Origin of the sequence: Bacillus sp. CH_48, assembly GCF_038008465.1 — a bacterium.
Taxonomy (GTDB): domain Bacteria; phylum Bacillota; class Bacilli; order Bacillales; family Bacillaceae_G; genus Bacillus_A; species Bacillus_A thuringiensis_S.
Genome location: NZ_JBBOZF010000001.1, coordinates 3,266,761 through 3,279,346 on the forward strand (window position 1 = coordinate 3,266,761; position 12,586 = coordinate 3,279,346).

The following is a 12,586-nucleotide window of genomic DNA, read 5'->3' on the forward strand; positions in this document are numbered from 1 at the left end:
TCACTCGTGTGATTCTTTTTAATTTTTGAAAAGGAGATGAGAACGATGGAAGAACAAATCTTCAATTCAATGATTCAACAAGGAGCATTCGCAGCTTTATTTGTGTGGATGCTGTTTACTACGCAAAAAAAGAATGAACAGCGCGAAGAACAATATCAAAAAGTTATTGAAAAAAATCAACAGGTCATTGAAGAACAAGCAAAAGCATTTAGTTCGTTGTCAAAGGATTTATCAGATGTTAAGCAAAAAATATTGGGAAACGGGGATGAGAAATAAAATATGATATTAAATTATTTGTCGCGTATGTAGGTTCTCAAATAGAAATTCAATTAATATATAATAATGAGAAAAAGCCCTAATACCGATAAGTATTGGGGCTTTTTCTCATTAGCTATAGTGAATAAGGTTGTGGTGGATTCTTCAAGAGGAAAGAGTGAATGAAGTCTAATATTTAATGTAAATGAAATGAAACCTTGAAGGATGCTTAGTTATAACACAGTCTTATTCAGGGATTCGTTAGTTCGCTTTCTAAATTTAGGGAATAAATATAGCTTAGTACCTTGCAATAAATAATACTAAGTGGTATATTATGGATAAATCAGGTACCGTGTATTGAACAGTACTAAGATAGGAAAGGAGGATGACACTTGAACGTTCAGTTTAAAAAAGGTGTGCTTGAACTTTGTGTATTAGCACTTGTAAAACGTAAAGATAGTTACGGTTATGAACTTGTTCAGCAAATTTCTAATAAATTTTTAATATCGGAAGGGTCAGTATATCCTTTGTTACGTCGTTTGACGAAAGAAGGGTATTTTCAAACGTATTTAAAGGAATCTACGGAAGGGCCACCTCGTAAATATTATCAATTAACAGAGCAAGGGGAGACGCAATTTCATTTGTTAGTAACAGAATGGCGTGATTTTGCGAAAGGGGTACAAGAAATTATTGAAGGGGTGGAATGGGATGAGTAAAGAAGGGTTTCTTAAAGAATTATCAAGTTATCTTAGAAAGTTACCAGAGGAAGAGAGGCAAGATATTTTATTGGATTATGAAGAGCACTTTCAGTTTGGACTAGAAGAGGGGAAAACTGAATCAGAAATAATTCAGGGCCTTGGTTCTCCGAAAGTAATCGCAAAAGAGTTACTTGCGATGTATCGCTTCGATGAAATGAAAAAAAATCCATCGACTTCAAATGTGACAAGAGCTGTTATGGCAGCGATTGGACTTAGTTTGTTTAATTTTATTATTGTGTTAGGCCCGTTAGTCGCAATTGTTGCTTTTATATTTTCTTTTTGGATTGGTGGCATTGCTAGTGTAGTAACACCATTTTTCGTTATTGGAAAAGTATTTATGGGTACTTTTATATGGTTGGATCTTTTCGTTAGTATAACGTTTGTTGGAGTAGGTTTGTTGTTATGTATTATCGCTTTTTATAGTACAAAGTGGTTTAAGAGATTGTGTGTACGATACGTAATATGGAACTTCAAAATGATAAAAGGAGAGTAAATGATGAAAAAACTATTTTTAATCGCTATCGCTTGTATCATTATTGGAGTAATAGGAATTTCCCAAACATATGAAAAAGCAGTACAAACTGCTGAAAAAGGCGATAAAGAAGATGTAATTAAAAACGAAACATTAAAAAATATAGAAGTTAAGTTAGATGCCGGAGATATTGTTATCCAAAAATCTCCTGACTCTTCTTTTTATGTAAAGCAATCAGGAGATGTACGTAAACAAGAGATTCGTATTGCAGAAGATGGTGACACATTAAAAATTATTGGGGAAAGAGAAAAAGGTGCTTCATTTGATTTTTCTTTTTACGATTTTAGGTTCCAAACGTCTAAATTGACTCTCCTTGTGCCCGAACGCTCTTATCAAGATGTAAAAGTAAATTCATCTGCTGGACAAATCGAAATGAGTGATGTGAAAAGTGATAGTGTAAGTGTTAGAACACTTGCTGGAGAAGTAGAGCTGAAACAAGTAACGTCTAAGAATGTGGAGGGATCTACAAAAGCTGGTGAGGTGAACTTTAAAAAAGTAATAGGGAAAGTGACCGCAAAAACAACAAGTGGGGAAATAAATATTCAAGATCATGATTCTAAGTATAATCTAGAAGCAAGTTCAACTGCGGGAGATATAGATATTACTTTATCGGAAAAACCACAAGATGCGGTAATTACTGGGCAAAGTGCTGCCGGAGATGTAACAATTTTTAATGAAGAAAATAATAACGTAACAATTGGAAATGGTAGTAAAAAGATTAGCGGTAAAACGGCTGCTGGAGATGTCACGATTGAAACTCGTTAATAAGAAATAGAGTGCATGGAAATCTATCAAAATACAAAAAGAAGATAATTACCGTATATAAATAAGGTAATTATCTTCTTTTTATTATTTTTAATGTAAATCACGATATACGCCAATTACTTTCCCGATAACTGACACTTGTTTTAAAATGATAGGTTCTAATGAAGAGTTTTCTGGTTGTAGACGGAAATGGTCTTTTTCTTTATAGAAACGTTTAACAGTTGCTTCGTTATCTTCTGTTAAAGCGACTACAATTTCACCATTATATGCAGACTGTTGTTGGCGAACAACAACTAAATCTCCATCGAAAATACCAGCTTCAATCATACTATCTCCAGAAATACGTAACATGAACACTTGGTCTGCTCCGGAAACAATGCTAGCTGGAAGTGGGAAATGTTCCTCTACGCTTTCGACCGCTGTAATTGGTAAACCAGCAGTAACTTTTCCGACAATTGGAACTTGAATAACAGATTGTGTTTCCGTATCCATTCGGTCTTCGCCTAAAATTTCAATGGCACGTGGTTTTGTTGGATCGCGTCGAATGTATCCTTTTTCTTCTAATCGTGATAAATGTCCGTGCACTGTAGAACTAGAAGCGAGGCCGACTGCTTGACCAATTTCACGTACGGAAGGTGGATATCCTTTTTCTTGTACTTTTAGCTTAATAAAGTCGAGAATGTCTTGCTGGCGTTTCGTTAACTTTTCCATGTTTTCTAACACCTCGTTTTCTTTCATTTTTCTTATTAATAAGTATAACATGTGAAAAAACATTCTACAAACATAAGTTCGAACAAATGGCAGATTTATGTTACACTATAGGGAAATGATAGGGAGAAAGAGGGGTTCAAAATGAATGCAATTATTTATGCACGTGTGAGTACAACGAAAGAAGCGCAAGAAACATCATTATTACGTCAAAAAGATGAATTATTGCATTTAGCTGAGCGCTATCAAATGAATGTTACGAAGGTGATTGAAGAGCAGGCTAGTGGGTATACAATTGAACGTGACGGTATATTAGAGGTGTTAGATACAATTCGGGACGAACAAATTGATGTGTTACTTATACAAGATGAAACGCGCCTTGGTAGAGGGAATGCGAAGATTGCATTAATGCATTGTTTACATAAAGAAGGCATAAAAGTATATACACATACACATAATGGTGAATTACAATTGTCGGATTCTGATTCGATGGTATTAGATATTATTGGTATTGTTGAAGAATATCAAAGGAAGATTCATAACTTGAAAATTAAACGAGGTATGCAACGTGCAGTAGAAAAAGGTTATCGTCCAGAAAATAATTTAAAAAATCGTCATTTAAGTGTAGGAAGAGAGAAAAAAGAAGTGCCAATTGAGGAAATTGTACGTTTGCGAAAAAGTGAACTCACGTTTGAAGAAATTGCAGCAACACTACGTGGATTTGGTCATAATGTTTCAAAGGCGACTGTACATCGTAGATATGTAGAGTATACGAAGCAATTGCTTGATAAAGAAGAGTAACTATTGTATGATAATAATCAGTTTTGATTAGAAGGGGGATTCGAGATGATTAATCACGAACTCGTTGAACGCATTAACTTCTTAGCGAAAAAAGCAAAAGCTGAAGGTTTAACTGAAGAAGAGCAACGTGAGCGTCAATCGCTACGTGAACAATATTTAAAAGGATTTCGTCAAAATATGTTAAACGAACTTAAAGGTATTAAAGTTGTTAACGAAGAAGGTACAGATGTTACACCGACGAAATTAAAAGCTTTAAAAAAGCAAGATAATGCAAAATTAAATTAAAAGATGGGCGAAGCCCATCTTTTTTATTTGTAAAAATCCTTATTTAATAACTTTCCAGTTGTTATTAACGGTTGCTTCTATCGTTCTATGTTCCAATATATAATTAGCGATAAGTTCAGACATATCAGTGGGTATATCTTTTACTATCGGTTTGTTTTGAAACATAAAGAAATTTCCCCCGCCACTTGCACGATAATTATTCATTACAACGTCATATTCGTCATTCATATTAAGAGGAGCACTTTTATGCTGTAAAGATTCTACTCTTTCACCAATTGGTTTTGAAATGTTTAATACATATGAAATCCCTTCCCACATATCATAATTATAATGTTGTGGTTTTGGTTCTATGTAGGTAGGGCTTACGATGATGGATCCATCTGTTTTTAATGTGAAATAAGAAGCAGAGAGTTCAAGAGCATCTTTTATATCTGCTCCAGTTATTCTAATTACTTTTAATGTGTTTGGATAAATATAATTAGAAACGATGTCACGCATTGTTACATGTTCTGGGAAGCCTGGAGATGTATTATGGAACAAACTTGTACAAGAAATTGATACATTAGCTATATCCATCTGTATTTTATTTATGAACTCGATAAAAGGATGATCATGCAAACGAGTTTGCATAGCATCTGAAATTTTCATGTCCCCCTCAATAATTCCAATAGGTTGATCAAGCCACTTTTGTGTTTTCTCTTCGTAATCGGCTACCAATGAAAGTACATCTTGGTCCGCTTCAACCCCTTGTACAGATAATAATTCAGAAGAACTCTCTTTTTTCACCCATTTATGTTTCATTTTTTCGAATGTTACTTTTACTTTTCCAACTGAGTGTCCATTGCATCCGGTCTGTAAAATTGTTACACCGTTAGCCATTGTGTGAGAAATGTCTCGGTGTTGATGACCTGTTAGTAAAAGATCTATGCCTTCAATTTCCTGGCACATTGCATATCCTTGGTTTTCACCTGTTAACACTTCAGTCGGTTCCCCGGTTTGTAAATCACTTTCAAATCCACCGTGATAGGCTACGACTAATAAATCTGGTTTCTCGTGTTCGTGAATATAAGAAACCCATTTTTTTGTAGTCTCTAATGCATCTTCAAATAGTAAATCTTTAATATGATGGGCCTGTTCCCAATTTGGGATGTAATGTGTTGTTACCCCTAAAATAGCAATTTTTATATTTGATTCAATCTGTTTGATTATATAAGGTTTTCCGAAATAGGGTTTCTTTATGTTTTTATCTAAAATGTTTGCTGATAGGTACGGGAAGTTCGCAGTAGTCACAGCATTATTTAATATGTCCATCCCGTAATTAAATTCATGATTGCCGATAACTGCAGCATCATACTGTAGGTAATTCGCTAATAAGGACATTGGGTTTTTTTTGTTTTTTTCGTATGTAACATAATGATAAGTAAATGGTGTTCCTTGAATGAAGTCACCATTATCAATTAAAAGAACGTTTGTATTTTGGGAACGTTCTTTTTTTATAAGAGTAGAAATTTTAGCTAAACCAAGTTCTGCCGGGGAGTTATCTTGGTAGTAAATGGGATAAACAGTGCCATGTATATCGCTTGTTAATAAGATGTTTAAAGTTACAGTTTGATTTTGTTCCAATATGACTCACCTTTTCTATTGTTATCTTCCAATTCATCATATCAAATATGTGAAGTGAATTTTGATGTGAATGTATAGAATGTGTAAAGATTCTGTAAATAACAAATTGTGCATCAAAATATGTGATATATTTCTTCATGTTTACGGAAGCTTATTTCATAACAAGAAAAATGGAGGCATTAATATGTTGAAAAAAGTTTTTGCAATGAGTACAACAGTTGTACTAGCGGCGGGATTATTAAGTGGCTGCGGAGCGAAAGAATCAAGTGCAAGTAAAAATGAAGATACGAAAAAAGGTTATGTACCAAAGACCTTAAATGTTCAATTTGTTCCTTCTCAAAATGCGGATACGCTAGAGGCGAAGGCAAAACCATTGGAAAAGCTATTAAGCGATAAATTAAATATTCCGGTAAAAGTTAGTATTTCAACTAACTACAATACAATTGTAGAAGCGATGGCATCTAAACAAGTAGATGTAGGGTTTTTACCGCCAACAGCGTACGTGTTAGCACATGAAAAGAAGGCTGCTAATGTAATTTTGCAAGCACAACGTTTTGGAGTAGAGGATGAAACAGGAGCTCCTACAAAAGATTTAGTAGACTATTATAAATCTGAGTTTGTTGTTAAAAAAGACTCTAATATAAATAGTGTAAAAGATTTAAAAGGTAAAAAAATTGGTTATCAAGATGTAACATCATCAGCAGGATATGTATGGCCTGCAGCTGTTCTATTAAAAGAGGGAATTGATCCGCTAAAGGATGTGAAACCTGTTACATTAAAAGGCCATGATCAGTCACTTATTGCACTTTTAAATGGTGATGTAGATGCAGCTGTTGTATTCCAAGATGCTCGTAATATTGTAAAAAAAGATTATCCGAATATATTTGATCAAACGAAAATAGTGAAATTTACTGAGAAAATTCCGAACGATACAATTTCTGTACGCTCGGATTTAGATGCAGAGTGGAGTAAGAAATTACAAGATGCTTTCATTGAAATTGGAAAAAATGAGGAAGGCCGTAAAATCATTAAAGAAGTATATTCCCATGAAGGATATATTAAATCTGATGATAGTAAATTTGATATTGTTCGTGAATATGGAAAGACAGTGAAGACGCAATAATACATAGTGAAATGGCGGCTAGCTGGAAGGTGTGAGATTTCAGTTAGTTTGCCGTTTTTTAGTTATTGATAATACATTGAAAGTAGGTAAGATGTGTGATAGAGTTTCGAAATGTTTCCAAAATGTATCCGAATGGCACAAAGGGATTGAATAATATAAATTTAAAGATTCAAAAAGGTGAGTTTATTGTAATGGTCGGATTATCCGGAGCCGGAAAATCTACACTTCTCAGATCCGTAAATCGTCTTCATGAGATTACCGAAGGAGAAATTATTATTGAAGGTGAGTCTATTACTTCTGCGAAAGGAAAAGGATTAAGGCGTATGCGCCGGGATATCGGTATGATCTTCCAAAGTTTTAACCTTGTAAAGCGATCAACAGTATTAAAAAATGTATTAGCTGGTCGTGTTGGATATCATTCCACACTACGTACAACGTTAGGTTTGTTTCCGAAAGAAGATGTGGAGCTCGCATTTCAAGCATTAAAAAGAGTGAATATTTTAGAAAAAGCATATGCACGTGCTGATGAATTATCAGGAGGACAACAGCAACGTGTATCGATAGCTAGAGCATTGGCGCAAGAAGCAAAAATCATATTGGCAGATGAGCCTGTTGCATCGTTAGATCCACTTACGACAAAGCAAGTGCTAGATGATTTGAAAAAAATTAATGAAGATTTTGGAATCACGACAATTGTAAATTTACATTCTATTGATTTGGCTAGACAATATGCGACACGCATTATCGGATTACATGCAGGAGAAATTGTTTTTGACGGTTTAGTAGAAGAAGCAACGGATGAAAAATTTGCTGAAATTTATGGGGACGTTGCTCAGAAAAGCGAATTATTAGAGGTGGCAGTAAAATGAATGACATGACGATATATTCAAATGAAATACCGAAGCCGCCGAGTAAATTGAAACATATGTTAACGTTTATTTTAGTTATTTTAATGCTGTGGAGTAGTAGTGTACAAGTAGATGCATCATTTTCAAAACTGGTAGACGGTTTTCCAAATATGGTAGATCTATTGAAAGAAATGGTGCCACCTGATTGGAGTTATTTTCAAGTTATTACAACAGCGATGTTAGATACAATACGTATGGCGATTATTGGGACGACCTTAGGAGCGATTTTAGCTATTCCACTTGCATTGTTTGCAGCAAGTAATGTGTTTACTAACACATTTTTATATAGTCCAGCTCGAATGATTTTAAATTTTATACGAACGATACCAGATTTATTATTGGCGGCTATTTTCGTAGCGATTTTTGGAATTGGGCCACTTCCAGGTATTTTGGCTCTTACTTTTTTTTCAATTGGACTTGTAGCGAAATTGTTGTATGAATCAATTGAATCAATTGACCCTGGCCCACTAGAAGCGATGACAGCTGTAGGGGCTACTAAGGTGCAATGGATTGTTTATGGAGTCATTCCACAAGTAAAAGCACACTTTGTTTCCTATGTACTATATACATTTGAGGTGAATGTACGTGCAGCGGCTGTCCTAGGTTTAGTAGGAGCAGGTGGTATTGGACTATATTATGATCGTACACTTGGATTTTTACAATATCAACAAACTGCTTCTATAATTATTTATACCCTTATTGTTGTTTTGTTAATTGACTACATTAGTACATTGTTGCGGGAGAAACTATAATGAATAGAACGACGATGATTGTGCCAAAACCGAAGAAACTGAGTGTATATCGCTGGGTTATTTTTATAGCAATTACATTTGTTTATGTTTGGGCCTTTTCAGGAGTACCATTAGAAGGGATAAAGGACACAGCAGGTGAAATCACGAAAGCAATTATGACAGGGGTATTGAATCCAGACTGGTCGTATGTATCTTTGCCAGATGGTGAAGATTTATTGCATGGATTAATTGATACGTTGGCAATTGCGATATTAGGTACATTTATTTCTGCATTTTTATCTGTTCCGTTTGCCTTTTGGGCGGCAACGAATATGAGTAGTGGAAAATTAACTTCAGGATCTGGAAAATTTGTACTTAGTTTTGTTCGTACGTTTCCTGAATTAGTTATGGCTCTTTTATTTATAAAAGCTGTTGGTCCAGGCTCTTTTGCAGGAGTATTAGCCTTAGGATTACATTCTATTGGAATGTTAGGAAAACTATATTCAGAAGGAATTGAAAACATAGATAAAGGACCGACGGAAGCGTTACTAGCAACAGGAGCAAACCGTTTTCAAATACTTTGGTATGCAGTGTTACCACAAGTGTTACCAGACTTTCTATCGTATACGTTATACAGATTTGAAATTAATGTACGATCCGCTGCGATTTTAGGGGTTATCGGAGCAGGAGGGATTGGTACACCTTTAATTTTTGCGCTGAGTTCACGGAATTGGTCTCGTGTTGGGATTATTTTATTAGGTATTATTTTAATGGTAATTATAATTGATTTGATTTCAAGTTCGATTCGCAAACGGATTGTTTAACTTATTTGAAAAGCATCGAAGTTAGATGCTTTTTATATTTTTAAAAACGTATTTAAAAACGTAAGTATAGAAGAAATTTGTATAAATATACAGATAATTCTCTTTCTTTTTAAAATAAAAATAATGAAAAAGTATGTCATATTGAATGCCCATACATTCCCGGAAACATTGATTTTTTTATAAAAAATCAAAAAAATATCAACATATTTGTCGATACATGTTGTATAATCTTGCGTGGGAAGCTATCATATAAATGTATAAAACGTTTACTAATATAAGCGAAGGGAAGAATAGCATGTCACATTCAATCGAACAACTTTCTATCAACACGATTCGCACATTATCCATCGATGCGATTGAAAAAGCAAACTCTGGTCACCCAGGAATGCCAATGGGTGCAGCACCAATGGCTTATACATTATGGACTCAATTTATGAAACACAATCCAAATAACCCAACGTGGTTTAACCGTGATCGTTTCGTATTATCTGCAGGTCATGGTTCAATGTTATTATACAGCCTACTTCATCTATCTGGTTATGATGTAACAATGGATGACTTAAAGAACTTCCGTCAATGGGGAAGCAAAACTCCAGGACATCCTGAGTACGGTCATACAGCTGGTGTAGATGCAACGACTGGTCCACTTGGACAAGGTATTGCAACTGCTGTAGGTATGGCAATGGCTGAAAGACATTTAGCTGCTAAATATAACCGTGATGCGTATAATGTAGTAGATCATTATACATACGCTATTTGTGGTGATGGAGATTTAATGGAGGGCGTTTCTGCTGAAGCATCTTCATTAGCTGCTCATTTACAATTAGGTCGTCTTGTTGTGCTTTATGATTCAAACGATATTTCATTAGATGGCGATTTAAATCGTTCATTCTCTGAAAGTGTAGAAGATCGTTACAAAGCATACGGATGGCAAGTGATCCGTGTTGAGGATGGAAACGATATTGAAGCAATCGCGAAAGCAATTGAAGAAGCGAAAGCTGACGAAAAACGCCCAACGCTAATTGAAGTAAGAACGACAATTGGTTTCGGTTCTCCAAACAAATCAGGAAAATCAGCTTCACATGGTTCTCCACTTGGTGTAGAAGAAACAAAATTAACGAAAGAAGCATATGCTTGGACTGCTGAACAAGACTTCCACGTAGCAGAAGAGGTATACGACAACTTCCGTAAAACAGTACAAGATGTTGGTGAAACTACGCAAGCAGAGTGGAACACTATGCTAGGTGAATATGCGCAAGCATACCCAGAATTAGCAAACGAATTCCAAGCAGCAATGAACGGTCAACTTCCAGAAGGTTGGGAGCAAAACTTACCAACTTATGAATTAGGATCAAAAGCAGCAACTCGTAATTCTTCTGGTGCTGTAATTAATGCAATTGCAGAGTCTGTACCATCATTCTTCGGTGGATCTGCTGACCTTGCTGGTTCTAACAAAACATACATGAATAACGAAAAAGACTTTACAAGAGACGATTACAGCGGTAAAAACATTTGGTACGGTGTACGTGAGTTCGCAATGGGTGCAGCAATGAACGGTATTGCATTACATGGCGGTTTAAAAACTTACGGTGGTACGTTCTTCGTATTCTCTGATTACTTACGTCCAGCAATTCGCCTTGCAGCATTAATGCAATTGCCAGTAACGTATGTATTCACACATGACAGTATCGCTGTTGGTGAAGATGGTCCAACACATGAACCAGTCGAACAATTAGCAGCGCTTCGTGCAATGCCGAACGTTTCTGTTATCCGTCCAGCTGATGGTAACGAATCTGTTGCAGCTTGGAGACTGGCTTTAGAATCTACAAACAAACCAACTGCTTTAGTATTAACTCGTCAAGACCTTCCAACATTAGAAGGTGCAAAAGATGATACGTATGAAAAAGTAGCAAAAGGTGCATATGTAGTTTCTGCAAGCAAGAAAGAAACGGCTGATGTTATCTTACTTGCAACTGGGTCTGAAGTAAGCCTAGCTGTTGAAGCTCAAAAAGCATTAGCAGCGGACGGCGTTGACGCAGCTGTTGTCAGCATGCCATCTATGGATCGTTTTGAAGCTCAACCTGCAGAGTACAAAGAATCTGTATTACCAAAAGCAGTAACAAAACGTTTCGCAATCGAAATGGGTGCTACATTCGGATGGCACCGTTACGTAGGTCTTGAAGGAGATGTGTTAGGTATCGATACATTCGGTGCTTCTGCTCCTGGTGAGAAGATTATGGAAGAGTATGGATTTACTGTAGAGAACGTTGTTCGTAAAGTAAAAGAAATGCTTTAATGATTTCAGAAAAATCTCTCCGGCATGGAGAGATTTTTCTATGTAAATGAGTTTTTTCGACAGAAAAAGTTTTTTATCTCTCCGCAGTCAGACAATCATTGCAAATTTTCTTATATATAATGAAGGGAAAAGGTTGTCCAGATTGGGAGGGGAAAAATGAAAACGTATGAATTGTATTTAATTCAAGAGGATATTGCGAAATCTTATTTTGGTCGTGAATATTTGTTTTTTGATTTATTTGCTCGATTTTCAGAATCTGGGTCCCTTTCGGAGAAAAAAGTGTTATATAAACAAATGATGTATATAACGAAACCATTGCAAGTAATGAAAATTCATCATAAATTAGAACAAGCTTTGCGCGTTCTTGGTAAATATGATAGAACACATCATACACATACACTTTATACGGGAGCGGAGTACGGTGAAATAATGGTGAAACCACACTATATTCGTATGAATACCTCTGGAAATGTCTCTATGGAAACGACTTTCTTTGAGGTGTTAAGAAAGTGTGAATTAACATTTTTAGCTATGGATTATGAAAATACAAAGTACGGATGGCTGAATCCTCTAAAACAAGTACGAACATATGTGTAAAAAATGTCGAATTGTATCTTGTCTTATTGAAAAGGTTTTAGTACACTGTAAGGTAGACAACATGAAGGAGGAAAATATATGCCAATTTGGTTAGGTATTCTAGTGGGCGTAGTAGCACTAGTAGCAGGCGTGGCGTTAGGATTTTTCATTGCCCGCAAATACATGATGAATTACTTACAAAAAAATCCACCAATTAACGAACAAATGTTAAAAATGATGATGATGCAAATGGGACAAAAACCTTCCCAAAAGAAAATCAATCAAATGATGAGCGCGATGAACAAGCAACAAATGAAATAAGCGCTAAAAGACACTCACTAAGAGTGTCTTTCTTTTTGTTAGTTACAGTTTTTAAAACTTTTAAAAATTCTGTATTTTTG

The 12,586-nt window shown here is 35.4% G+C and carries 15 protein-coding genes; 13 read left to right on the top strand and 2 right to left on the bottom strand.

Annotated features, from left to right (window positions below; all coding sequences use genetic code 11):
* Positions 1-45 precede the first annotated feature (45 nt).
* From N2V92_RS16530 to N2V92_RS16545, 4 genes are all read left to right on the top strand, one after another.
* A complete protein-coding gene (locus N2V92_RS16530; RefSeq protein ID WP_000392443.1) occupies positions 46-276 on the top strand; it encodes a BhlA/UviB family holin-like peptide in 231 nt (76 codons plus the stop codon).
* A gap of 371 nt (positions 277-647) precedes the next feature.
* Positions 648-971, top strand: coding sequence for a PadR family transcriptional regulator (locus tag N2V92_RS16535; protein WP_001102628.1), 324 nt, complete (start codon positions 648-650; stop codon positions 969-971).
* On the top strand, positions 964-1,506 hold the full coding sequence (locus N2V92_RS16540; RefSeq protein WP_000031386.1) for a DUF1700 domain-containing protein: 543 nt from the start codon (positions 964-966) through the stop codon (positions 1,504-1,506). Before N2V92_RS16535 ends, N2V92_RS16540 begins: the two co-directional genes overlap by 8 nt.
* The gene (locus tag N2V92_RS16545; RefSeq protein WP_003279471.1) at positions 1,507-2,310 is read left to right on the top strand and encodes a DUF4097 family beta strand repeat-containing protein; all 804 of its coding nucleotides are present in this window, start codon (positions 1,507-1,509) and stop codon (positions 2,308-2,310) included.
* Between the two features lie 90 nt (positions 2,311-2,400).
* On the opposite strand, the gene lexA is transcribed toward N2V92_RS16545, so the two are convergent.
* Positions 2,401-3,021, bottom strand: a complete 621-nt coding sequence (lexA, locus tag N2V92_RS16550; RefSeq protein WP_000413739.1) for a transcriptional repressor LexA — start codon at positions 3,019-3,021, stop codon at positions 2,401-2,403.
* Positions 3,022-3,162: 141 nt separating this feature from the next.
* On the opposite strand from lexA, the gene N2V92_RS16555 reads away from it, so the two are divergent.
* Entirely contained in the window at positions 3,163-3,819 is a 657-nt protein-coding gene (locus N2V92_RS16555; protein WP_000991471.1) for a YneB family resolvase-like protein, read from the top strand.
* Between the two features lie 45 nt (positions 3,820-3,864).
* Positions 3,865-4,104, top strand: a complete 240-nt coding sequence (locus N2V92_RS16560) for a DUF896 domain-containing protein (RefSeq protein WP_000607015.1) — start codon at positions 3,865-3,867, stop codon at positions 4,102-4,104.
* Positions 4,105-4,143: 39 nt separating this feature from the next.
* Here N2V92_RS16560 and N2V92_RS16565 read toward each other — a convergent pair whose 3' ends face one another.
* Positions 4,144-5,727, bottom strand: coding sequence for a bifunctional metallophosphatase/5'-nucleotidase (locus tag N2V92_RS16565; RefSeq protein ID WP_000437465.1), 1,584 nt, complete (start codon positions 5,725-5,727; stop codon positions 4,144-4,146).
* Positions 5,728-5,911: 184 nt separating this feature from the next.
* Here N2V92_RS16565 and N2V92_RS16570 point away from each other — a divergent pair, with 184 nt between their 5' ends.
* The 7 genes from N2V92_RS16570 to N2V92_RS16600 all read left to right on the top strand — a co-directional run bounded on the left by N2V92_RS16570 (position 5,912) and on the right by N2V92_RS16600 (position 12,506).
* Complete coding sequence (locus tag N2V92_RS16570; RefSeq protein WP_000915042.1) at positions 5,912-6,850, top strand: phosphate/phosphite/phosphonate ABC transporter substrate-binding protein; 939 nt, start codon at positions 5,912-5,914, stop codon at positions 6,848-6,850.
* Positions 6,851-6,945: 95 nt separating this feature from the next.
* Positions 6,946-7,719, top strand: a complete 774-nt coding sequence (phnC, locus tag N2V92_RS16575; RefSeq protein ID WP_000569232.1) for a phosphonate ABC transporter ATP-binding protein — start codon at positions 6,946-6,948, stop codon at positions 7,717-7,719.
* Positions 7,716-8,510 carry a phosphonate ABC transporter, permease protein PhnE gene (phnE, locus tag N2V92_RS16580; protein ID WP_016077368.1) on the top strand — a complete coding sequence of 265 codons (795 nt, stop codon included), beginning with the start codon at positions 7,716-7,718 and terminating at the stop codon, positions 8,508-8,510. Before phnC ends, phnE (N2V92_RS16580) begins: the two co-directional genes overlap by 4 nt.
* Positions 8,510-9,313, top strand: a complete 804-nt coding sequence (gene phnE, locus N2V92_RS16585; RefSeq protein ID WP_001082385.1) for a phosphonate ABC transporter, permease protein PhnE — start codon at positions 8,510-8,512, stop codon at positions 9,311-9,313. Before phnE (N2V92_RS16580) ends, phnE (N2V92_RS16585) begins: the two co-directional genes overlap by 1 nt.
* A 295-nt stretch (positions 9,314-9,608) precedes the next feature.
* A complete protein-coding gene (gene tkt / locus N2V92_RS16590) occupies positions 9,609-11,609 on the top strand; it encodes a transketolase (protein ID WP_000019774.1) in 2,001 nt (666 codons plus the stop codon).
* 156 nt (positions 11,610-11,765) lie between these two features.
* Positions 11,766-12,206, top strand: a complete 441-nt coding sequence (gene sirA / locus N2V92_RS16595; RefSeq protein WP_000860652.1) for a sporulation inhibitor of replication protein SirA — start codon at positions 11,766-11,768, stop codon at positions 12,204-12,206.
* Between the two features lie 78 nt (positions 12,207-12,284).
* Entirely contained in the window at positions 12,285-12,506 is a 222-nt protein-coding gene (locus N2V92_RS16600) for a YneF family protein (RefSeq protein ID WP_001123317.1), read from the top strand.
* Positions 12,507-12,586: the final 80 nt, after the last annotated feature.